The following is a 21,551-nucleotide window of genomic DNA, read 5'->3' on the forward strand; positions in this document are numbered from 1 at the left end:
TTCCAAGATCGGCGACTGGCCGGCCGAGGCGCAGCGGACGTATTCAAGAGCAGGGACGCCCACGAATACCACCGGTGGAACACCATGGGTGTCTCCCGGCACCGGTGACACCCGTGGTGTTCCACCGGTGACCTCGGACGGCGGCGCGAGCCAGGGGGCTGGGAGGTGGTCTCGTGAACGGGGCAGCTCGACAGGGCCCGGCTGATCCATCACGACGAGATGCTGCGCCGGCTGCGGCCGGACAGCGGTTCAGATGCGGGCGTCGTCGGCATGGACGCGACCGGCCGGCCCCCGAGGCGAGGGCCGGCCGGTGTCACGCGGGTGTCACCAGAGCTGGGAGACGACGTCCGCCGCCTGCTCCTCCCACTGCGCGTACGCGAAGGGGTAGGCCGAGACCTGCACCGTCTGCGCGGCGGAGGTCAGCGGCAGGTCCTGCCAGCCGCCCACGTTCTTGAGCGCGCTGAAGAACGCCTGCGAGGCGTACTCGGGGTCGGTGATCTGGTCGGGCGAACCCCAACCCGACGACGGACGCTGCTGGAACAGGCCCTGCGAGTCATGGTCGTTGTACGCGCCCAGGTGGCCGAGGTTGTAGAGCTTCGACTCCTGCAGCGAGGTGGCGATCCCGATGACGGCGCCCCGCTCCCCCACGCCGGTCTCCTTGGCCTCCTCGATGATGGCCCTGGCGTTGGCGAGCTGCGCGTCGTCGAGCGGGATGCGCGACTGGGCGCCCTGCACGCCGTGCGGGACCAGCTCCTCGCGGCTGGGCTTATCGGCGGACGGCTTGGTGGTGGTACCGCCCGTGGTCAGGGCCGACTCGTCGGCCGCGCCCGGCCTGCCCTTGCCGGTGGCCTGCTCAATGGCCGCCACGGCGCCCTCGTGGGGTGCGGTGGTGACCGGGGCGGCCACGGCCGTCGGCCCGAGGGCCAGGCCGCCGAGAGCGGCGACACCCACCACGCTCAGCGCGATCCTGCGGTTCGAGTCCTTCGAGTCCTTCGCGATGGCCGGGAGCCATCGAGTGAAGTCGTACTTCACGATGGTTGCCCTTTCGGTCAGGCGAAGCGCTCCCTGGATGAGCACTCCTTCGGGGGAAACTTCCGCGCCGGACGGGGTTTCGGTTCCGGCGGTACGGGGGACACAACCAGCCCGACCCTGTCGGTCATTCCGGATATGAGCGGGTGCCGGTCGGCTGTGATCCGGGTCACTCGACACTCGTGACAGGCAGGCACGGACGGTGATGTCCCGGAGGCTCGCGGCGCAACCGGACGGCCGGGACGATCCACCCGGTCGAGGCGGCGGCTCACCCGACGACAGGCGCGCAGGATCTGGGGGCCGGTCGTCCTAGGTGGCGCGGGGGGCGCCGAAGCGCACGAGGACGTGCCAGAGCTGCTTGAGGTGTTGGAGGGTGACCTCCGTCGGCCCGCGGTCGGCCCAGTGGGACGGTTCCGTGACCACCGAGACCGCCGCGCGGCCGATCAGGGCGGCGTCGATGAGTTCGCCCGGGCGGGCGAACTCGGCGTGCACCCGGGCGGCCAGCGGCGGGATGGCCGGTCCCCGGAACTCCGCGTCGATCCGGTCGACGGGCAGCGCGAACCCGGCGTGCCAGCGCAGGGCGAAGCCGTGCCGCCGGGCGAGCGCGGCGAGCGTCGCCCCGGTCTCGGTGCCCCGGAAGGACGGGTCGACGACCATCGCCGCGACGTCCCGGGCGAGGCTCAGCTCGCCGTGGACCTGCGCCTCGATGTAGTCGTCGAGCGCGCGGCCCGCCGCGCCGGGGGCCCACGCGGCGTCCTCGCGCCGGCGCAGCAGCGCCCGGGTCAGGGTCACCACGTCGCCCGGCACGCCGAGGCTGACCCCGGTGCCGTCGGTCGCGGCCAGCAGGGCCGCCAGCACCGGTTCGAAGACGTCCACGGTGCCCAGGTCGCGGGGCCCGAGGTGGCTGTCGCCGAAGCAGAACGTGGCCCGCGCCAGCACCTGCGGACGCAGCCGCAGGTGGCAGGAGCCGAACCGGGGGCACGCGCCGTCCGGATGGTCGAGCAGGTTCAGGCCGCCGTACTTCGGCCGGTCGGCGGGGCGTACGCCGGCCGTCTGGTAGGCGCCGCCGAAGAGCGTCTCCTCCCAGCGGTCCCGGTCGCCGCCGGGGAAGGCCGTCAGGCCGCCGTTGGAGATGCCGGTCTCGAACTGGCTGCGGTAGACGCCCTCGGCGGTGAGGGCGTCGGCGACCGTACGCCCGTCGGCGAGCAGCCGGTCCGGGTGGAAGTTCAGGGTGAGCCGCCCGTTCGCGCCGACCGCCGCGATCAGGTGCTCCGGCCCGTGTGCGACACCCGAGCCGGCGAGCGCCCGGGCGATGGCGGCCAGGGCGGCGGGACGCTCGCGCAGCGCCGTCTCGCGTACGTGCGCGAGGGCGGCGCGTTGGGCGGGGGTGAGTGCCGGCGCCGCGTGCGTGGCGGCCGGTTCGGTGGTGGGTCGCACGGCGACGAATCTCCCTTATCAGCGGGCCGGGACGCACCCCGTTTTCGGTTCCGGAGGGCGAGGCGTCGCGGCTGTCGTCCACCCTCCAGGGCCACCCGGAGGTCGCCACCAGACGAGCGATGGTGACCCCTGGTCACGGCCGTGGGCGGGCGGTGCCCGGCCCGTGCCGGGCCGGATGGGCGGCGTCGTTTCACCCGGTGGGCCGGCACCGGGACCGGCGATTACAGTGGGGCCCGAAGCGGAAGGCGACGAATGACTGGTGGTGCGGTGGTCGAGCAGGTGCCCCACCGGATGGTCGCGCGGTGCCGCCACCACCGGCGGCTACGCGAGACCGGGTTCGCCACCGCCCTGGGACAGCCGGCGTGACCGGGGCGCGGCACGCGCAGGCGGCGGGCGCCTTCGTACACGAGGGGCTCTTCTACCACGATCGGGACGGTCTGCTCGCGGGCACGGTGCCGTTCATCACCGACGGTCTCGCCGCCGGGGAGCCGGTGCTGGTCGCGATGCCCGGCGCGAACCTGCGGCTGGTCCGCGCCGCCGTCGGCCCCACGGACGCGGTGCGCTGGGCGGACATGTCGGAGGCCGGCCGGAACCCGGGACGGATCATCCCCTGGGTGTTGCAGGCGTTCATCGAGCAGCACGCCGGCCGCCGCGCACGGATCATCGGCGAGCCGATCTGGGCCGGGCGCAGCGACACGGAGTATCCGGCGTGCGCCCAGCACGAGGCGCTGATCAACATGGCGTTCGCCGGCCGCGAGGCGACCATCCTCTGCCCGTACGACACCGTTGGGCTCGACGCCGACGTGCTGGCCGACGCGTACGCCACGCACCCCATCCTCGTCGACGACGCCGGGCGACGGCCGAGTGCCCGGTACGCCCCGGCGGACGTGGTCGCCCGCTACAACAAGCCCCTGCCGAGCCCGACGGAGCCCGTTTCGGCGCTGGTCTACGAGGTCGACACGCTGTCCGCGGTGCGCCGGTTCGTGGCCGGGCACGGCGCGGCCGTGGGGCTGGACGAGGACCGGCTGGCCGATCTGCAGATCGCGGTGACCGAGCTGGCGACGAACAGCGTCGCGCACGCCGGTGGCACCGGTGTGCTGCGCGTGTGGCGTACCGCCGAGCACCTGGTCTGCGAGATCCGCGACGACGGTTGGCTGGCCGACCCGCTGGCCGGGCGGCTGACCCCGGCCGCGAACGGCATCGGCGGCCGGGGGCTGGTGATCGTGCAGGCGCTATGCGATCTGGTCCGCGTGCACACCACCGCCGCCGGGACGACCGTCCGGATGTACGTGCGGCACCCGGCGTGACCTTGCGCTCGACGCCGTCACCTCGGACGGCGGCCGGGAGAGCGCCGGCGTGACCGCACGCGGCGGCGCCGGACGCGAAGCGGCCCCGGACAGTCGCTGAGCGGCTGCCGGGACCGCTGGTGGCTGGGCGGAGGTCAGTGCCCGCGGGCCAGCCACTCGTCGAGGTGGGGAGCCTCCGCGCCGACGGTGGTGCTCTCCCCGTGCCCGGTGTGCACGACCGTCTCCGGCGGGAGGGTGAGCAGCCGGTCCCGGATCGAGGCGACGATCGTGCCGAAGTCGCTGTACGAGCGTCCCGTCGCCCCCGGCCCGCCGGCGAAGAGCGTATCGCCGGTGAACACGACGCCGAGCTGCCGCGCGTGGAAGCTGCACGCGCCGGGGCTGTGGCCGGGCGTGTGCAGCACGGTCAGCGCGGTCCCGGCCACCTCGACGGTCTGCCCGTCGCGCAGCTCCCCGCCCGGCGCCTCGTCGGGGTGCACCATGTCCCACAGCACCCGGTCGGCGGGGTGCAGCAGCACCGGAGCGCCGGTGGCCCGGGCCAGCGCCGGGGCCACCCGGACGTGGTCGTCGTGCGCGTGGGTGGCGAGGATCGCCCGGACCCGTCGGTCGCCGACGGCGGCCAGGATCGCGTCGACGTCGTGCGGGGCGTCGACGACGACGCACTCGGCGTCGTCGCCGACCACCCACACGTTGTTGTCCACGTCGAAGGTCTGGCCGTCGAGGGAGAACGTTCCGGAGGTGACGGCGTGGTCGACGCGGGCCGCCATCAGAGGACCACCACCGAGCGCAGCACGTCGCCCCGGTGCATCCGGGCGAACGCCTCCTCGACCTGGTCCAGGGCGATCTCCTCGGTGACGAAGGCGTCCAGGTCGAGCCGGCCCTGCAGGTAGAGCTCGGTGAGCATGGGGAAGTCGCGGCTGGGCAGGCAGTCGCCGTACCAGCTCGACTTGAGCGCGCCGCCGCGGCCGAAGACGTCGAGCAGCGGCAGGTCGACGGTCATCTCCGGGGTCGGCACGCCGACCAGTACGACGGTGCCGGCCAGGTCGCGGGCGTAGAAGGCCTGCTTCCAGGTCTCGGGGCGGCCGACCGCGTCGATCACCACGTCGGCGCCGAAGCCGCCGGTGGCGGCGCGGATCGCCTCGACCGGGTCGTCGTCGCGGGCGTTGACGGTGTGCGTGGCCCCGAACTTGCGGGCCCAGTCGAGCTTGCGGGGGTCGGTGTCCACCGCGACGATCGTCGTCGCGCCGGCCAGCACCGCACCGGCGACCGCCGCGTCGCCGACGCCGCCGCAGCCGATCACGGCCACCGAGTCGCCCCGGGTGACCCCGCCGGTGTTCATGGCGGCACCGAGACCGGCCATCACGCCGCAGCCGAGCAGTCCGACGGCGGCGGGTCGGGCCGCCGGGTCGACCTTGGTGCACTGCCCGGCGTGGACCAGGGTCTTCTCCGCGAAGGCGCCGATGCCCAGCGCGGGCGTGAGCTCGGTGCCGTCGGTGAGGGTCATCTTCTGCGCCGCGTTGTGGGTGGCGAAGCAGTACCACGGGCGGCCCCGGCGGCAGGCGCGGCACACGCCGCAGACGGCCCGCCAGTTGAGCACCACGAAGTCGCCCGGCGCGACGCCGTCGACGCCCGGCCCGACCTGCTCGACGACGCCGGCGGCCTCGTGGCCGAGCAGGAACGGGTAGTCGTCGTTGATGCCACCCTCCCGGTAGTGCAGGTCGGTGTGGCAGACCCCGCAGGACTGGATCCGTACGATCGCCTCGCCCGGCCCCGGGTCGGGCAGCACGATCGTGGTCACCTCGACCGGCGCGCCCTTGCTGCGGGAGATGACTCCCCTGACCTCCTGGCTCACGCTTCCTCCTGCTCCACGCCGACGCGTCGCGCCGCCGTCCGTCGGTGCCCTGACGCGGCACCCGATCACGTTCCTCGGGCCGAACCTACTCCCGATCGTCGCGGACGACCGGGGCCGTCGGGCGGTTATCGCGGGCGGCGAGGGGTAGGCGGGGGCACGGTTCGACGCTCGGACGGGAGTGCGCCATGAGGATCAGCCATCTGCCGCTGCGGGTCAGCATCGGCGCGTTCGTCCTCAACTCGGGGATGGGCAAGCGGTCGCTGGAGGGGGAGGCCGCGCAGGGCATGCACGGGATGGCCGTGGGCGCCGTCCCGCAGCTCGGCAAGCTCGATCCGGACCGGTTCGCCCGGCTGCTCTCCCGGGCCGAGATCGCCCTGGGCGCCGCGCTGCTCGCGCCGTTCGTACCGTCGGCGCTGGCCGGTCTGGGGCTGGCGGCGTTCGGCGCGGGCCTGGTGCAGCTCTACCTGCGGACGCCGGGGATGCGCGAGGCGGGCAGCCTGCGGCCCACCCAGCAGGGCATCGGCCTGGCCAAGGACGTCTGGCTGCTCGGGGCCGGCCTGACCCTGGTGCTGGACGACCTCACCCACGGCCGCCGACGGCACTGAGGTCTTGCGCCGGCGGCGCGGGACCACGCCCGCGCCGCATCGCGCCGCGCCCCGGGAGGGCGGTGGGCGTGACACGGCCGGTGCGGCGGGTCAGGTCGGCGTCGCGGCGGGTGTCCGCGCGGCGAGCTCGCGGCGGGCCGCGTTGCGGTAGCGCAGCACCTGGACCGCGCCGAGCGCCCAGAGGACGTACTGCACGGCGAAGGCCCACCGGAAGGCGGTCAGGTCCGGGGTGGCCCGACCGGCCGGGGTGGCCAGGTCGAGCACCACGCCGACGGCCAGCACCAGCACGATCGAGGCGACGAAGCCGCCGACGTTGACGACCCCGGTGGCGCTGCCGATCCGGTTGACCGGGTTGAAGCTGCGCGCGTAGTCGAAGCCGATGAGGGAGGCCGGGCCGTTGACCGCGAGCACCAGCACCAGCGTGACCAGCAGCCAGCCCGGCGCGCGTCCCGGCCAGGCGAGCACGACGGCCCAGACCACGGCGGTGGCGCCGGTGATCGCGAAGACCAGCACCGAACGGTGGAACGGGTGCCGGGCGCAGAGGTGCGCCACCACCGGCCCGGTCAGCAGCATGGCGGCAGTCATCAGGGTGAGCAGCGACGCCGCCCTGGTCGGGCTGAGCCCCTGCCCCTGCACCAGGAACGGGTACCCCCAGAGCAGGGCGAACACGGCGCCGGAGAACTGGGTGACGAAGTGCGTCCAGAGCCCCAGCCGGGTGCCCGGCTGGGCCCACGCGGCGGCGAGTTCCCGGCGGACGTCGGTGAGGGTGGGCGCCGCGCCGGCCGGGACCGGCCCGCCCGGGGTGTCCCGGACGGCGACGACGACCATCAGCAGCACGGTCGCCCCGACCGCCCCGGCGGTGAGGAAGGCGGGGGTCCAGCCCGCCGAGTGCAGCAGGGCCACCAGCGGTACGGCGCCGAGGATCGCCCCGAGCTGGCCGAGCGTGCCGGTGAGCTGGGTCATCATCGCGTAGCGCCGCCCCGGGAACCACAGCGCCACGATGCGCAGCACGCTGATGAACGTCATGGCGTCGCCGAGGCCGATCAGCACGCGGGCGGCGATCGCCAGGGGCACGTCGGTGGCCAGGGCGAAGCAGAGCTGGCCGGCGACCATCAGCGCGCCGCCGGCGATGAGCAGCCGGCGGGACCCGAACCGGTCGAGCAGCACGCCGACCGGCACCTGCATCGCCGCGTACACGGCGAGCTGGGCGACGGAGAAGGTGGCCAGCGCCGAGGCGTTGACCTCGAAGCGGTGTGCCGCGTCGACGCCGGTGACGCCGAGCGAGCTGCGGTGGAACACGGCGGCCACGTACGCGGACACGGCCACGCCCCAGACGAGGCCGCCCGCCGAGCGGAGCGGGGCGAGCGGCGCGGGCAGCACCCTCACCGCAGGGACCGCAGCACGGCCGCGGCGTTGTCGATGTGCGCGGCGACGGCGGCGAGCCAGCGCCCGGGGTCGTCGGAGTCGAGTGCGGCGAGCTGGTCGGCGTGCTCGGTGAGCGCCGTCTCGGCCCAGCCGGGCGAGAGCCGGAAGCTGGCCTCCCCCATCCGCAGCTGCCGGTCGCGCAGCCGCTGGTACAGCTCGGCGAGGATCTCGTTGCCGGCGGCGTCCACGACGGTGGCGTGGAACGCCCGGTCGGCCTGCATCAGCGCGGCCAGGTCACCGGCGGCGTGCGCGTCCCGCATCTCGGCCAGCCGGGCGGCGAGGTCGCCCCGCAGCGCCGCGCGCCGGGGCCAGACCCGCTCGGCGGCGTGCAGCTCGACCAGCCGCCGCGCCTCGATCACGTCGGTGATCTCGCGGGCGGAGACGGGGCGGATCAGGGCGCCCCGCTTGGGGTAGAGGCGGACCAGTCCCTCCGCCTCCAGGCGGAGCAGCGCCTCCCGGACCGGGGTGCGGGAGACCCCGGTGGCCTCGGCGATCTCCCCCTCGCTGACCAGCGACCCGCCCGGGTGGATCTGCTCCAGGATCTCGCGCTTGAGGTGCCGGTAGGCGCGTTCGGCGGCCGAGGGCGCGGCCGTCCGGCCCGACGGGGTGGGATGCGTCATGTATCTATGGTGGGCTCCGCCTCCTCGCCGCGCCCCGCGCCCCCGCCGGGGGTGGCGCGGGCCACCGTCAGCGGGGATCGAGCGTCAGCAGCCCGTCGCCGTCGACGGCGAACCCGCGCGCGAACGGTGGGCCGAAGCCGCCGAGCAGCCCCGCCAGCCAGCCGGCCTCGTCGGGCGCGGCCCGCTCCAGCCGCATCCGGCGCATCCGTACCGGGGCCGCCCGCAGGCGCCGCAGCGCCCCGGTGTCCGCGTCGAGGGTCGGCAGCCAGAGCAGCCGCAGCTCCGGGCGGTACGCCTCCCGCCCGCCGATGCCCTCGTAGTCGTCGACGAGGTCGCCGCAGCCGTAGAGGATGAGCCGGTCGCGGTACACCTCGACGGGGCGGGGATGGTGCGACGAGTGGCCGTGCACCACGTCCACGCCGGCGTCCACCAGCCGGTGGGCGAAGTCGACGTGCGCGGGCGGCACCTCGTACCCCCAGTTGGTGCCCCAGTGCACGGAGACCAGCACCCGGTCCCCCGGCCCGGCCACGGCGGCGATCCATCCGGCCAACGCGTCCGCCGAGGCGACCGAGACCTCCGGCAGGTACGCCACCCCGGGCGACCCGGCGGTGGCCGCCCAGGGCGGGGGCACCCCGCTGGACGGTACGGCCACCGACCAGACGAGCAGCCGGCCGCCCCGGCCGAGCGGCACCCGGGCGGGCCGCCAGGCCGACGCCGCGTCCCGGCCGGCGCCGGCGGTGGCGATGCCGGCGTCGGCCAGCGCGTCGAGGGTGTCGGTGAGCCCGACCGGGCCGAAGTCGAGGCTGTGGTTGTTGGCCAGGGCGCAGACGTCGAGCCGGGCCGCGGCGAGGCAGGACAGGTTTCCCGGGTGCATCCGGTAGTGGATCGCCTTGGCCGGTGCGTGCTCGCCCCGGCCGGTCACCGCGGTCTCCAGGTTGACCACGCGGGCGTCGGGCCGCAGCTCGTCGAGCAGGTGCAGCGCCTCGCCCCACGGCCAGGTCGGCGGCGCCGGGCGCGGGACCGGCCCGTTGGCGTCCAGGGCGAGGTCGACGTAGTCGCGGGCGTCGCGTACCGCCGGTTCGCGCAGCTCGGGCGAACCCGGCGCGGGCAGGATCGCGTCCACGCCCCGGCCGGTCATCACGTCGCCGCCGAGGAAGAGGGTCAGCTCGGGCACCCGGCCCGCTTTCCCCGTCGCGCCGCCGGCTCACCTGCCGGCGGCGTCCGCGCCGGCCTCGGCCCAGAAGTCGACGAGCAGGCGGTGGAACTCCTCGGCGCACTCGATCTGCGGCATGTGCCCGCAGTCGGCGAACAGGTGGGTGCGGGCGCGCGGCAGCCGGGACCGGGCGGCGTCGAGGTGCGCCGCCGGCAGGATCAGGTCCCGGTCGCCCCAGACGACCAGGGTGGGCACGTCGAGCCGTTCCACCTCGGCCAGCAGCTCCTCGCGCCACTGCGGGCTGACGCCCCGGAAGGTGCCGAGGCTGCGCGCGGTCTCCAGCATCACCCGGGCGGCGTACGGCTGGCGGGCGACCGCCAGGGCGTGGGCGACGCGTTCGGCGGTGGCGAGGGCCGGGTCGTGGAAGAGCGACAGCTCGGCGCGGCGGGCGGCCCAGCGGGTGGGCCGCAGCAGCAGCCGGCCCAGCGGGCGCAGCGCCAGCAGCCGCAGCGCGATGGTCACCTCCCGGCCGAAGCCGGCGCTGTTGACCAGCGTCAGGCTGGCCACCCGGGCCGGCTCGGACGCCGCGAGGCGCATGGCGACCGCGCCGCCGAGGGAGTTGCCGACCACGTGCGCCGGCTCCTCGACGCCGACGGCGTCGAGGTAGTGAGCGGCGAACTCGCCCAGCGCCGGCAGGGTGCAGGGGCGGGCCATCGGCAGCGAACCGCCGTAGCCGGGCAGGTCGACGCTGTGCACCCGGAACCGCCCGGCGAGCAGCTCGTGCAGCTCGGTGAAGTCGCGCAGGGTGCGGCCGATGCCGTGCAGCAGCAGCACCGGCGGCCCCTCGCCGTCGACGCGGTGGCACACCCGCCGGCCGTCCACGCTCACGTGCCGGCGTCCGGCCGGGGCGCTCACGCCGGTCCTCCGGCCGGGTCGGCCGCCGGGGGCGCCTCGGGCTGCCGCTGCGCCGGGGCGGGCGATCCGGTGGTGAGCCGGCGGGTGGCGTCGCCCGCGACGCGGTCGAGCGCGAAGGCCACGACCCGCTGGTACGACACGGGCGCCACCCGGGCCAGCAGGTCGGGCAGCTTCGCCGACCAGCCGATCAGCACCCGGCCCCGGCGGCGGTGCACGCCGCGCAGGATCACCTCGGCGGCCCTCGCGGGGTCGATGGTCAGCAGCTTCTCGAACTGCCGGCGGCCGGTCTCGAACTCCTCGGCGGGCACGCCGGCGCCCACGCGGGCGTTCTGCGCGATCCGGGTGCGGATGCCCCCCGGATGCACGCAGGTCACCCCGATCCCCTCGCCGGCCAGCTCCTGGCGCAGCGCCTCGGTGAAGCCGCGGACGGCGAACTTGCTGGCCGCGTAGGCGGTCTGCCCGGCCGGGGCGATGATCCCGAAGAGGCTGGAGACGTTGACCAGGTGCGCGCCCGGCTCGACCCGCAGGGTGGGCAGCAGCGCGTGGGTCAGCTGCGCCACGGCCCGGAAGTTGACGTCGACGACCCAGCTGAACTCGTCCAGGCTCACCTGGTCGAACCGGCCGCCCAGCGCCACCCCCGCGTTGTTGACCAGCAGCCGGAGCGCCGGGTGCCGCCGCCTAATCTCCTCGGCCACCCGCGCGGTGGCGGCGGCGTCGGCCAGGTCGACCACGTAGGCGGTGAGCTGCCGGTCGGGGTGCGCGGCGCGGACCGCCGCGACGACGGCGTCGAGGCGCCCGGCGTCGCGGTCGACCAGCACCAGGTCGCTGCCCCGGCGGGCCAGCCCGTGCACGAGGGCCTCGCCGATCCCGCTGGCGGCGCCGGTCACCACAGCCGTGCCGCCGATGAAGACGAACCTACGCACGGGCGGTCCTCCGTTCCGGTGGGACGGCGCGGGAGAACCGCACGCCGGGGTCGGTGAGCCGGCCGTGCCGCATCAGCAGGACGTCCCGGGGATAGTTCTGGTGCAGCCGCCACGGTGCCCGGGCGCCCTGCTTGGGCAGGGCGTCGACGCTGCGCAGCACGTAGCCAGCCGTCAAATCGATGATCGGCTCCAGCTCGCCGTCGGGCGGCGGCAGCGGGGTGACGACCTGCTGGCCGGTGCGGTCCAGGTGCCGCAGCAGCCGGCAGACGTAGGTGGCCACCAGGTCGGCCTTCAGCGTCCACGAGGCGTTGGTGTAGCCGAGGGTCATCGCGAAGTTCGGCACCCCGGAGAGCATCATCCCCTTGTAGGCGACGGTGTCGGGCAGCTCCACCTCGGCGCCGTCCACGGTCAGCGTCATGCCGCCGAGGGCGAGCAGGTTGAGCCCGGTGGCGGTGACGACGACGTCCGCGGCCAGCTCCTCGCCGGAGCCGAGCCGGACGCCCCGCTCGGTGAAGGTGTCGACGGTGTCGGTGACCACCGACGCCCTCCCCCGCGCCACCGCGGTGAACAGGTCGCCGTCGGGCACCACGCACAGCCGCTGGTCCCAGGGGTCGTAGCGGGGCGAGAAGTGCCGGTCGACGTCGTAGCCGGCCGGCAGCCGGCCCCGGGCGGCGCGCAGCAGCAGCCGCCGGACCAACGCGGGGGCGCGCCGGCTGAGCTGGAAGTTGGCGGTGGAGAGCAGGACGTTCTTCCAGCGCACCACCGGATACGCGGCCTTCGCCGGCAGCCAGCGCCGCAGCGCGTCGGCCAGCACGTCGCGCGACGGCAGCGCCAGGACGTACGTGGGTGAGCGCTGGAGCATGGTGACGTGGGCGGCCCGCTCGGCCATCGCGGGCACCAGGGTCACTGCGGTGGCGCCGCTGCCGATCACCACCACCCGCTTGCCGGTGTGGTCGAGGTCGGCGGGCCAGTGCTGCGGGTGCACGATCCGCCCCGCGAACCGCTCGGTGCCGGGGAACCTCGGGGCGTACCCGGCGTCGTAGCGGTAGTAGCCGGCGCAGGTGAACAGGAAGGAACAGGTCAGCGCGACCGTCTCGCCGGTGTCGTCGCGCTGGGCGTGCACCGTCCAGCGGGCGCTCGCGCTGTCCCAGTCGGCCCGCAGCACCCGGTGCCGGAAGCGGATGTGGTCGGTGACGCCGTACTCGTCGGCGGTGCGGCGGACGTAGTCGCGGATCGAGTCGCCCTCGGCGATGGCCTTCGGGTCGGTCCACGGCTTGAAGGAGTAGCCGAGGGTGAACATGTCGGAGTCCGACCGAACGCCGGGATAACGGAACAGGTCCCAGGTGCCGCCGATCGCGTCGCGGGACTCCAGCACCGCGTACGTCTTCTCCGGGCAGTTGCGGCGCAGGTGGCAGGCGGCACCCACGCCGGACAGGCCGGCGCCGACGATGAGCACGTCGACGTGTTCGGTGGCCATCTCGTCTCCGTCCGCGGGTGTGACCGGACACTAGCCACGGCTGTCGAGGCTCGTCAACACCCTGTCGAGTCGGATCGACACGGTGTTGATCCGGTGTAGAGTCCCCGGGCATGACACCCGCCCGTACGGCCACCGGCAGCGCGACCGGGCGCGGACGGCGCGCGGCGCGCTCCGTCGGTGACGAGCGGGAGCTGGCCATCCTGGCGACCGCCGAGCGGCTGCTGGGGCAGCGGGCCTTCGCCGACATCTCGATCGACGACCTGGCGCGCGGGGCGGGCATCTCCCGGCCCACCTTCTACTTCTACTTCCCGTCCAAGGACGCGGTGCTGCTGACGCTGCTGGACCGGGTCATCGAGGAGGCCGACGCCGCCGCCGGGAACGTGTTGGAGCGGCTGGCCGAGGACCCGCCGGCGCGCTGGCGGGAGCTGATCGACCGGTTCCACGAGACGTTCGGCGCGCACCGCGCGGTGGTGCTGGCCTGCGCCCAGGTGCGCGGCACCAACGCCGAGGTGCGCCGGCTCTGGGCGAGGGTGCTGGAGCGCTGGGTGCACGCGATCGAGACCGCGATCGTGGCCGAACGGCGGCGCGGGGCCGCCCCCGACGGCGTGCCGGCCCGTGACCTCGCCATCGCGCTCAACTCGATGAACGAGCGCGTCTGGTACGCCACCTTCGCCGGCGACGGGCCGGCGGTGGCCGAGCGCGACGTGGTCGAGGTGCTGCGCGACGTGTGGCTGGCCGCGATCTACCGCGGCACCGCTCCCCCGCCGGCCTGACCACGCCGGACGGCGGGGTGTGCCGGCACGACCTCGAGGTCGTGCCCCCACCCACGTGCCCGGTTACCGTTGATCTCTCCCGTCGGCGACCCGCCCGGCCTTTCGTCCCCCTGGAGGAGACTTGCGCCCGACCAGCACCCCGTTCTCCGCCGAGTTGCGGGCCGCCAGCGCCGAGGCCCACCAGGGCGCGGAGTCCCAGCGGTACGTCTCCGCCCTGGTGGCCGGCGAGCTGGACCGCGCCGGCTACGCCGCGCTGGTGGGGCAGCACCACGTGATCTACGAGGCGCTGGAGGGCGCCGCCGAGGCGATGCGCCACGACCCGCTCGCCGGCCCCTTCGTCGACGACGCGCTGACCCGGCTGCCCGCCCTCGCCGCGGACCTGGAGTTCCTGCTCGGGCCCGACTGGCGCCGATGGATCGACCCGACCCCGGCGACGGTCGCCTACGCCGGGCGCCTCGGCGCGGTCTGCGCCAGCTCACCGGAGCGGTTCGTCGCCCACCACTACACCCGCTACCTCGGCGACCTCTCCGGCGGACTGCACATCGGACGGTCCCTCGCCCGGCACTACGGGCTGACCGGGGACGCCGGGGCGGCGTTCTACCGGTTCGACCAGATCCCCAGCCCGAAGGCGTACAAGGACGCCTACCGGGCAAGGCTGGACGCCCTCCCGCTCGACGAGGTGGGTCGGGCCGCGCTGCGGGCCGAGGTGCTCGTGGCGTACCGGCACAACACCGAGGTCCTCGCCGCCCTGTCCCACCTCGTGCCGGCCACGGACGTGGAGGTGGCCGCGTGACCGCCCCGTTCGGCGCCGACGTGGTCGCCGCCGTCTGCCGGCACATGAACGACGACCACGCCGGGGACTCGCTGCTCATCTGCCGCACGCTCGGCGGGCAGCCGGCGGCCACCCGGGCCCGGGCCACCGGCCTGGACGCCGAGGGGATGGAGTTCGCCGTGACCGTGGACGACATCGAGGTCCCGGTGCGGGTGCCGTTCGCCCACCGGCTGAGCGAACGCGCCCAGATCCGGCAGGAGGTGGTGCGGATGTACCGGGAGGCGTGCCAGCGGTCCGGCCTCCCACCGCGCCCGGCCGGCTGACCGACCGGCGGTCGCAACGCCACGTCCGATCGCCGCCAGCGCCGGCCGGCCGGCTCCCGGATAGTCGGCTCCGGTGGCGCGACGCACGGTCGCGCACTCGGTGGAAGGTGGACGGATGCACGCGCCTTCCAGGTCGAGGTGCTGCGCGCGTACGTCGAGCAGGACCTCGTCATCCCCGGGACGAGCCACGTCGACCCGCTGCGCTGAGATCCGTTGATCATGAAGTTCTGCGAGTTCTTCGGCGGCGGGCACCACGTGCACCCGTCCCGACTCGCGGAGGGCTGGCAGATGCCCCACCGGCTCGGCGCGGCGTCGCGCTGACCGGTGGGCGGCGCGGCCGGTCCCACGCGGCACTCCACAGGGGACGGTGGCGGGGCGCCGGTCGTCGCCGGATTGTGCGACCCTGGGATCGACTGCCCGGGTCACCGGAGGTGATGGCCACGTTACGACTGTGCGAGCTCGTCGCCGTGCCCGGCGCCGCCGCGGTGACCCTCGACGTCGCCGCCGGTGCCACGGCCGCCCTGGCCGCCGCCCCGCCGATCGGCACCGCCGTCGCCCGGGTGGTGAGCGGGCTGGCCCCGCCGGTCGCCGGCCGGGTCCTGGTCGGCAACCGGGAGGTGACCACCCTGGCACCGCCGCAGCGCCGCATCGCCTACGTGCCGGCCGGCGGCGCGCTGCTGCCCCACCTGAGCGTGCGCCGCAACATCGCCTACGGCCAGCGCCGACGGGAACGGGTGCGGGACATGGCCGACGCGTGGACGGCGACGGTGGTCGACCGGCTGGAGCTGGCTCCGACGCTGGAGCTGCGACCGCACCTGCTGTCGGAGGCGCAGCGGTTCCGGGTGGCGCTCGCCCGGGCGGTGGCCTGCCTGCCCGAGGTGCTGGTGATCGACCTGCCGACCGGACCGGCCGGCGGTGGGCGGCTGACCGACCTGGTCGGCAGGCTCTCCCCGACGAACACCCCGGGGGTGGCGGTGCTGGTGTGCACGGCCGACCCGGGCTCGCTGGCCGACGTGCCGGTCGTCGCCGAGGTGGGCGGGTGACGCCGGTGGGCCGGGCCGCGCCGGCGGCGCGGCTGAGCCGCCGCACCCTGCTGCGGGCCACCGCCGCGCTCACCGCGACGGCCGGCGCGGGCTGTGCCGCCACGCCGCCGGCGGTCCAGGTCGCGGTCGTGTGGAGCGGCGGCGAGCTGGCCCGTTTCCGCGAGGTCGTGGGCAACTACGGCGCCGACGTGCAGGTGATCAGCGCCGGCAACGACATCGACGCGTTCCTGCGCGCCCGCCAACTGGCCGGCACCAGCCCCGACGTGGCGATCCTGCCCCGGTCCGGGCTGGTCGTCGAGTACGCCCGGCGCGGCTGGCTGCGCGAGCTGACCCCCGCCACCAGCTACGCCCTCCCGCCCGGCATGGCCGACCTGCTCTCCGCCGACGGGCGCCGCTACGGCGTCTGGGTCAAGGCGGCCCACAAGTCGCTGTTCTGGTACTTCCCGTCGATGCTCCCCGCGCCGCCGCGCACCTGGGACCAGCTCGTGACGCTCACCCGGCGGCTCGGCGCGCGGGCCCGCTCGGGCGACGGCCCGGCGCCGCTGGCCGTCGGCGCGGCCGACGGGTGGGTGCTCACCGACTGGTTCGAGAACGTGCTCGCCGACGTGGCCCCGCCCGGCCACTACGAGGCGCTGGCGCGCGGCGAGGCCGACTGGCGGAGCCCGTCGGTGCACACGGCGCTGGACCGGCTCGCCGAGCTGTGGGGCGTCGACGGCGCGTTCCCCGGCGGCGGTCGCCGGGCCCTGCTCACCCAGTACGAGGAGTCGGTGATCCAGGTGGTGCACCACCGGCGGGCCACGATGCTCTTCGAGGCCGACTTCGTCGACGACGTCAGCCGCCGGTTCCGCCGGGGCCCGGAGCAGCCGGAGACCTTCCGCTTCCCGGGCGCCCGGGTGGCCGACGGCCCGCTGATCGTCGGCGGTGACGCCGCCGTGGCGTTCGCCGGTTCGGCCCGTGGGGCGGAGCTGGTGCGCTGGCTCAGCGGCGGCTCCGCCTTCCAGCCGTGGCTGCGCGCCGGCGGCTACCTCTCCCCCAACGTGTCCGTGCCGCTGGGCGACTACCGCGATCCCGTCCGCCGCCGCCTCGCCGCCGAGCTACGCACGGCCGAGGCGGTGCGCTTCGACCTGTCCGACCGGCTGCCGGGCCCGTTCACCGGCTCCGACGGGGTGGGCATCTGGCGGATCATGCAGGACTTCTTCGCCGACGTCACCGACGGGGTCCCCGCCGGCAGGGCGACCCGGCGGGCCGTCGGGCAACTGGCGGCGGCGGCCCGGTCGGCGGGCGGCGGCCGATGAGCCGGGTCCTGGGCGAGCTGGCGGTCCTCGACGACGTCGGGCCGCCCCGGCGCGGGCGGGCCTACCCGGCGGCGGGGGCCACCTCGGCGCTGCTGCTGCCCGCCCTGCTGCTGCTCGGCGGGCTGGTGGCGTGGCCGGTGCTGCGTACGCTGCACGCCAGCGTCACCACCGACGGCCGGTGGGTGGGCGCGGAGCACTTCCGCACCGCGCTGGCCGCGCCCGGCACCGGCGCCGTGGTGGGACGCACGCTGCTCTGGGCGCTGCTGGTGCCGGCGGTGGTCACCGTCCTGGGCTACCTGCTCGCCGCCGCCTCGCGCCGCTCGCAGGAGGGCGGGCTGGTCCGCCTCATCCTGGTGGTGCCCACCGCGCTGCCGCTGGTGGTCACCGGGGTCACCTTCCGGCTGATGTACGACCCGGACCCGGAACGCGGGCTGGCCACGCTGGTCGCGGCGACGCTGACCGGCCGGTCGGCGGCCGACGCCCCGCAACTGCTCGGCCCCCGCCTGGTCACGGTGGCACTGATGTCGGCGTTCGTGTGGGCGTGGGTCGGGCTGGCCGTGCTGGTGTTCCGGGCCGCCCTCGACGCGGTGCCGCCCAGCCTCGCCGACGCGGTGCGCGCCTACGGCGGCAACCGCCGCGACGTGCTCTGGGACGCGCAGTGGCGGCCACTGCTGCTGCGCACCGTGGCGGTGGTGTTCACCCTGGCGGCGCTCGGCACCGCCCGGACGTTCGACCTGATCCTGGTGATGACGCCCGGCTCGGTGCGCGACGAGGCGTCGGTGCTCGCCCTGCGGGTCTGGCAGACCTCCAACGGCGCCACCACCGGCGAGGGCGCCGCGCTCGGCGTGGTGTGGCTGGTGGCGGTGGCCGCCGGCATGCTGGTAGCCGCGCTGTTCGTGCGGCAGGCGTGGCCGCCGCCCCGGGACCCGGTGCCCGTCGCGCCCGAACCGGTGGCGCCCGCGCCACGCCGGACGATCCGGCTGCTGGTGGCGGGCGCGGCGGTCGCCTGGCTGGTGCCGCTCGGGGTGCTGCTCGCCACCTCGCTGCACGGGACGGTGGACGCGGCGGCCCGGGGCTGGTGGTGGAGCCCGCCCGGCCTCGACTCCTACCGGGACCTGCTGACCGGCGCGGAGCTGTGGCGCACGCTGGGCTTCACGCTGGTGCTGGCGACCGTGGTCACCGCCGTGGTGCTGGGCGTCGCGCTGCTCGCCGCGTACCCGCTGGCCTGGCTGACCGGGCCACCCGCCCAGGCCACCGGGCTGCTGCTGATGGCCGCCAGCATCGTGCCGGTGCAGGTCATCGCCGGGCCGGTCAACGAGGTGCTCGGCGTGGTGCTCTCCTCCGGCACGGCGCGTGGCCTGGCGCTGGTGCACGTCGCGCTGGGCGTGCCGTTCGCCGTGCTGGTGCTGCGCAACGCGTTCGCGGACCTGCCCGCCGAGCAGGTACGCGCGGCCCGGGTGGGCGGGCGGCACTGGTGGGGCACCCTGCGGCTGCTCGCCCGGCACAACCGCCCGGCCGTGGTGGCGGTCGCGGTGCTGGAGTTCGTCCAGGTGTGGAACGACCTGGTGGTGGGTCTGCTGTTCAGCGGTCCCGGCGCGCTGCCGCTGGGGCTGTTCCTCGCCGGCCAGACCCGGGGCTTCGCGGCCAACAGCGGGGCGCTCGCCGCCGGCTCGGTCATCGCCTCCGTCCTGCCGGTGCTGCTGGTGGTGCTGGCCCGCCGCCAGCTCGTCGCCGGCCTGGTCGCCGGGGGCGTGCGGTGACGGGGCCGGCTCGCCGCTCGCGGCGGCCCCGGCGGCTGAGCCTGCTGCTCGCGATCGGCGGCGTGGTCGGCGGCACGGTCAGCGCGGTCCTCGGCAACGTCACCGGCAACCTGCTCTCCGAGCTGTCCGTAGCCCAGCTCGGCTCGGCGAGCGCCGGGGTGATCGTGCTCGGCCTCGCCGCCGCGATGATCGTGGAATGGCGCCGCCAGCGGCAGCAGGCCGCGACGCCGGACGACACCGAACCGCCGCCCGTCGCCGGCGCGCCCACCCTGCCGTGGCCGGCCGGGTTCACCGGGCGGGCCGGGCACGTCGACGCGATCATCGACCTGTTGGAGAAGGAGCACGCGGTCGCGGTGGTCGGCCGGCGGGCCGTCGGCACGTCGGCCTGCGCCATCCAGGCCGCCAACCTGTGCCGGGACGACTTCCCGGACGGCCAGTACTACCTGGACCTGCGCCGGGGCGGGCGGCGGCACGACGCCCGGCAGGTGCTGACCGCGCTGGCCCGGATCCTCGGCACCCGGCCGCCGGCGTCGGGGCGCGCCGACGACCTCGCCGACGCCGTCGACGAGCTGAGCGGCCAGCTCGACGGCCGGGCGACCCTCGTGGTGCTGGACAACGTGGACGACCCGGCCCAGGTCCGGCCGCTGCTGCCGCCGACCGCGCGGACGTGCCGCCTGCTGCTGGCCGGCACGGGAGCGTTGGCCGCGGTGGACGGGGTGGTGGCGCACGGGATCGCCGAGCCGGACGCCGACGACGCCGTCGAGCTGTTCGCCGCCGCCGGTGCCGCCGCGCCCGTCGCCCGGCCGCACCGCCCGGACCCGCGAACCGACCCGGCGGTACGCGACCTCGTCGAACTCTGCGGGCGGCAGCCCCGCACGGTCGCGGAGCTCGGCCGGCGTACGGCGCAGCACGGGTGGCGGCACAGCGACGTGCTCGACGCGCTGCGCCGCGCCGTCGACACGCCCCCGCACCAGCACGTCGCCGCCTCCCCGGCGACCCTGCTGGTGACCGCGCGGGACACCGCGTACCACGCGCTGGGCGGCGAGGCAGGGCGGTTGTGGCGGCTGATGTCGCTCAGCCCGGTGCCGCTGGACCGGCCGACGATCGGGGCGCTGGCCGGCCGCCGCCCGGACCGGGTGGCCGCCCTGCTGCACGAGCTGGCCGCCGGCGGGTTCGTCACCGGCGCGCCCGGGGACCGCTACGAGGTGCGCCCGCTGCTGGCCCCGTACGCCCGGATGCACCTGCGCGACGCGGAGCCGGCGCGGCGGCGGGTCGCCGCGCAGGCCCGGCTCACCCGACACCTGGCCCGGCGGGCCGAGCGGCACGCCGCGAGCCTCGCCGTGGTCGGCTCGCCGCCGGACCGGGAGCCGACGCTGGCGCTGGACGACGACCCGTACGGCTGGTTCGACCTGCACCAGGAGCTGCTGCTGGCCGTGGTCAGGGTGCCGGCGGGCGCGGCGGAGACCCTGCCGCGCCGGGTCCGCCGCTGGTGGTTCCGCCTGGCGGTGGCGCTGTGCGGCTGGCTCGCCCACGCCGAGCGCCTCGACGAGTGGGCGGAGGTGTGCCGCACGGTGCTCGCCACGCCCACCGCCGACGACCGGCCGGAGATCGCCGGCTGGGCGCACAACGAACTGGGGGTGCTGCGCCGCCGCCGGGGCGACCCGCAGGCGGCGGCGACGGCGCTCAGCCTCGCGGTGGCGGAGCGGGGCCGGCGCGGCACCGCGCAGGCGCGGATGAACCTGGGCCTGGTGCTGCTGGACCTGGGGCAGTTCGACGACGCGGTGGAGCACCTGGAGCTGTCGCGGCGGCACCGCTCGGCGGCGGACCGGGCCGGGCACGCGCTGACCGATCTGGGCCTGGGCGCCGCCCGGCTGTCCCGGGGGGAGCTGGAGGTCGCACACCGCCACCTGGTCCGCGCGGCGAACGCCTTCCGCGCGCTCGGCGACGCCCGGGGCTACGCGGCGGCGCTGACCAATCTGGTGCTGGTGCACGCCGGGCTCGGCGAGCACCTCGACGCGGCGCAGTCGTGGCGGGCGGCGCTGCGGGAGTACGAGTCCGTGGCCGATCCGACCAACCGGGCCGCCGCGCTGCTCAACGCGGGTGCCGCGCTGTTGTCCACCACGCCGGCCCAGGCCCGGCAGGCGTACGAGCTGCTGGCCGAGAGCCTGCGGCTGCGCGACGGGCGGCCGACGGCCGGCCTGGGGCGGACCCTGCTGCACCTGGGCGACGCGGCGGCGGCCCTCGACGACGCCGACGAGGCCCGGCGGCACTGGGCGGACGCGGCGGGCGTGTGCGAGGAGGCGGGGGACGCCGACGGTCAGGCGGCGGCCGACGCCCGCCTGGTGGGCAGCGACGCGCCGGCCTGAGCGGGGTCGACGGCGGGGGCCCCACGCGGGGCGGTCACTCGGCACGCCAGACGGCCTCGCGGGGCGGCCCGGGCTCGGCCCAGCACAGCCCGCCCTTCGCCACCACGCCGGGCACCCCGTCGACCATCCGGCTGATGTCCACCACGGACGCCAGCGACATCACGACGTCGTTGCGTAGGTCCGCCACCGCCGTGTCGAGGTCGTCCTCCTCCGCCGACCAGTCGATGTCCGCGGCCCGCAGGTCGGCGACCGCGTGGTCGGTGAGCGCCTGCGGGTCGGTCACGGCCACCGTGAGCCGGCAGTACAGGTTGAGGATGAGCGGTTCGGGGGCGTCGACGTCAGTCACCGCACCAGCATGACCCACGCGCCACCGATGAGAAACGCCAGCGGCCGCGCGGCCGGCACCGGGTCGTTTCCGGGGGGCAGGACGCGTTGCTGCGAAAAAGCCGTCGGATGCCTACCGCTCGGCACCGCGAGCT

20 protein-coding genes and 1 pseudogene are annotated in these 21,551 nt (G+C 75.8%); 10 read left to right on the forward strand and 11 right to left on the reverse strand.

Features of this window, described 5'->3' with window-relative positions; all coding sequences use genetic code 11:
• Window positions 1–324 precede the first annotated feature (324 nt).
• Together ABZ573_RS13595 and ABZ573_RS13600 are read right to left on the reverse strand one after the other, a co-directional pair.
• A complete protein-coding gene (locus ABZ573_RS13595) occupies window positions 325–1,032 on the reverse strand; it encodes a hypothetical protein (RefSeq protein ID WP_327028389.1) in 708 nt (235 codons plus the stop codon).
• A gap of 306 nt (window positions 1,033–1,338) precedes the next feature.
• Window positions 1,339–2,466, reverse strand: a complete 1,128-nt coding sequence (locus ABZ573_RS13600; RefSeq protein WP_358118225.1) for a DUF3626 domain-containing protein — start codon at window positions 2,464–2,466, stop codon at window positions 1,339–1,341.
• Between the two features lie 362 nt (window positions 2,467–2,828).
• Here ABZ573_RS13600 and ABZ573_RS13605 point away from each other — a divergent pair, with 362 nt between their 5' ends.
• Window positions 2,829–3,773, forward strand: a complete 945-nt coding sequence (locus tag ABZ573_RS13605; RefSeq protein WP_358118227.1) for a sensor histidine kinase — start codon at window positions 2,829–2,831, stop codon at window positions 3,771–3,773.
• Window positions 3,774–3,907: 134 nt separating this feature from the next.
• On the opposite strand, the gene ABZ573_RS13610 is transcribed toward ABZ573_RS13605, so the two are convergent.
• A complete protein-coding gene (locus ABZ573_RS13610) occupies window positions 3,908–4,537 on the reverse strand; it encodes an MBL fold metallo-hydrolase (protein ID WP_358118229.1) in 630 nt (209 codons plus the stop codon).
• The gene (locus tag ABZ573_RS13615) at window positions 4,537–5,622 is read right to left on the reverse strand and encodes an S-(hydroxymethyl)mycothiol dehydrogenase (protein ID WP_151453684.1); all 1,086 of its coding nucleotides are present in this window, start codon (window positions 5,620–5,622) and stop codon (window positions 4,537–4,539) included. Before ABZ573_RS13615 ends, ABZ573_RS13610 begins: the two co-directional genes overlap by 1 nt.
• Window positions 5,623–5,807: 185 nt before the next feature.
• Between ABZ573_RS13615 and ABZ573_RS13620 the strand changes: the two genes are divergently transcribed.
• Window positions 5,808–6,227, forward strand: coding sequence for a hypothetical protein (locus ABZ573_RS13620; protein ID WP_358118231.1), 420 nt, complete (start codon window positions 5,808–5,810; stop codon window positions 6,225–6,227).
• 90 nt (window positions 6,228–6,317) lie between these two features.
• On the opposite strand, the gene ABZ573_RS13625 is transcribed toward ABZ573_RS13620, so the two are convergent.
• The 6 genes from ABZ573_RS13625 to ABZ573_RS13650 form a co-directional block, all read right to left on the reverse strand.
• Window positions 6,318–7,613: an MFS transporter gene (locus tag ABZ573_RS13625; RefSeq protein WP_358118233.1), complete on the reverse strand. Its 1,296-nt coding sequence runs from the start codon at window positions 7,611–7,613 to the stop codon at window positions 6,318–6,320.
• Window positions 7,610–8,272, reverse strand: a complete 663-nt coding sequence (locus ABZ573_RS13630; RefSeq protein ID WP_151453682.1) for a GntR family transcriptional regulator — start codon at window positions 8,270–8,272, stop codon at window positions 7,610–7,612. Before ABZ573_RS13630 ends, ABZ573_RS13625 begins: the two co-directional genes overlap by 4 nt.
• A gap of 67 nt (window positions 8,273–8,339) precedes the next feature.
• Window positions 8,340–9,446: a CapA family protein gene (locus ABZ573_RS13635; protein ID WP_358118235.1), complete on the reverse strand. Its 1,107-nt coding sequence runs from the start codon at window positions 9,444–9,446 to the stop codon at window positions 8,340–8,342.
• A gap of 30 nt (window positions 9,447–9,476) precedes the next feature.
• Window positions 9,477–10,340, reverse strand: coding sequence for an alpha/beta fold hydrolase (locus tag ABZ573_RS13640; RefSeq protein ID WP_358118237.1), 864 nt, complete (start codon window positions 10,338–10,340; stop codon window positions 9,477–9,479).
• On the reverse strand, window positions 10,337–11,263 hold the full coding sequence (locus ABZ573_RS13645; protein ID WP_358118239.1) for an SDR family oxidoreductase: 927 nt from the start codon (window positions 11,261–11,263) through the stop codon (window positions 10,337–10,339). Before ABZ573_RS13645 ends, ABZ573_RS13640 begins: the two co-directional genes overlap by 4 nt.
• Window positions 11,256–12,740, reverse strand: a complete 1,485-nt coding sequence (locus ABZ573_RS13650) for an NAD(P)/FAD-dependent oxidoreductase (protein WP_358118241.1) — start codon at window positions 12,738–12,740, stop codon at window positions 11,256–11,258. The genes ABZ573_RS13645 and ABZ573_RS13650 overlap by 8 nt, the downstream gene beginning before the upstream one ends.
• Window positions 12,741–12,850: 110 nt before the next feature.
• Between ABZ573_RS13650 and ABZ573_RS13655 the strand changes: the two genes are divergently transcribed.
• The 8 genes and pseudogenes from ABZ573_RS13655 to ABZ573_RS13690 all read left to right on the forward strand — a co-directional run bounded on the left by ABZ573_RS13655 (window position 12,851) and on the right by ABZ573_RS13690 (window position 21,072).
• Window positions 12,851–13,513, forward strand: coding sequence for a TetR/AcrR family transcriptional regulator (locus ABZ573_RS13655; RefSeq protein WP_358118243.1), 663 nt, complete (start codon window positions 12,851–12,853; stop codon window positions 13,511–13,513).
• Window positions 13,514–13,634: 121 nt separating this feature from the next.
• A complete protein-coding gene (locus ABZ573_RS13660) occupies window positions 13,635–14,306 on the forward strand; it encodes a biliverdin-producing heme oxygenase (RefSeq protein WP_358118245.1) in 672 nt (223 codons plus the stop codon).
• Window positions 14,303–14,608, forward strand: coding sequence for a DUF2470 domain-containing protein (locus ABZ573_RS13665; protein ID WP_132239689.1), 306 nt, complete (start codon window positions 14,303–14,305; stop codon window positions 14,606–14,608). The genes ABZ573_RS13660 and ABZ573_RS13665 overlap by 4 nt, the downstream gene beginning before the upstream one ends.
• Before the next feature lie 123 nt (window positions 14,609–14,731).
• Window positions 14,732–14,929: pseudogene (locus tag ABZ573_RS13670) on the forward strand (flavin reductase family protein); the annotation flags it as partial.
• 113 nt (window positions 14,930–15,042) lie between these two features.
• Window positions 15,043–15,651, forward strand: a complete 609-nt coding sequence (locus tag ABZ573_RS13675; protein WP_327028398.1) for an ATP-binding cassette domain-containing protein — start codon at window positions 15,043–15,045, stop codon at window positions 15,649–15,651.
• Complete coding sequence (locus ABZ573_RS13680) at window positions 15,648–16,946, forward strand: extracellular solute-binding protein (RefSeq protein WP_192581324.1); 1,299 nt, start codon at window positions 15,648–15,650, stop codon at window positions 16,944–16,946. The genes ABZ573_RS13675 and ABZ573_RS13680 overlap by 4 nt, the downstream gene beginning before the upstream one ends.
• Window positions 16,943–18,706, forward strand: coding sequence for an ABC transporter permease subunit (locus tag ABZ573_RS13685; RefSeq protein WP_151453674.1), 1,764 nt, complete (start codon window positions 16,943–16,945; stop codon window positions 18,704–18,706). Before ABZ573_RS13680 ends, ABZ573_RS13685 begins: the two co-directional genes overlap by 4 nt.
• Window positions 18,703–21,072: a tetratricopeptide repeat protein gene (locus tag ABZ573_RS13690; protein ID WP_358118248.1), complete on the forward strand. Its 2,370-nt coding sequence runs from the start codon at window positions 18,703–18,705 to the stop codon at window positions 21,070–21,072. Before ABZ573_RS13685 ends, ABZ573_RS13690 begins: the two co-directional genes overlap by 4 nt.
• Before the next feature lie 34 nt (window positions 21,073–21,106).
• On the opposite strand, the gene ABZ573_RS13695 is transcribed toward ABZ573_RS13690, so the two are convergent.
• A complete protein-coding gene (locus ABZ573_RS13695; protein ID WP_327028401.1) occupies window positions 21,107–21,418 on the reverse strand; it encodes a hypothetical protein in 312 nt (103 codons plus the stop codon).
• Window positions 21,419–21,551 lie beyond the last annotated feature (133 nt).

Origin of the sequence: Micromonospora sp. NPDC007220, from assembly GCF_040634035.1 — a bacterium.
In the GTDB taxonomy this organism is placed as follows: Bacteria; Actinomycetota; Actinomycetes; order Mycobacteriales; family Micromonosporaceae; genus Micromonospora; species Micromonospora reichwaldensis.

Bases quoted from the DNA above. Each gene is read 5' to 3' on its own strand.
- ABZ573_RS13610 (WP_358118229.1), bottom strand. From the start codon at position 4,537: ATGGCGGCCCGCGTCGACCACGCCGTCACCTCCGGAACGTTCTCCCTC.
- ABZ573_RS13685 (WP_151453674.1), top strand. From the start codon at position 16,943: ATGAGCCGGGTCCTGGGCGAGCTGGCGGTCCTCGACGACGTCGGGCCG.
- ABZ573_RS13655 (WP_358118243.1), top strand. From the start codon at position 12,851: ATGACACCCGCCCGTACGGCCACCGGCAGCGCGACCGGGCGCGGACGG.
- ABZ573_RS13630 (WP_151453682.1), bottom strand. From the start codon at position 8,272: ATGACGCATCCCACCCCGTCGGGCCGGACGGCCGCGCCCTCGGCCGCC.
- ABZ573_RS13650 (WP_358118241.1), bottom strand. From the start codon at position 12,740: ATGGCCACCGAACACGTCGACGTGCTCATCGTCGGCGCCGGCCTGTCC.
- ABZ573_RS13675 (WP_327028398.1), top strand. From the start codon at position 15,043: ATGGCCACGTTACGACTGTGCGAGCTCGTCGCCGTGCCCGGCGCCGCC.
- ABZ573_RS13620 (WP_358118231.1), top strand. From the start codon at position 5,808: ATGAGGATCAGCCATCTGCCGCTGCGGGTCAGCATCGGCGCGTTCGTC.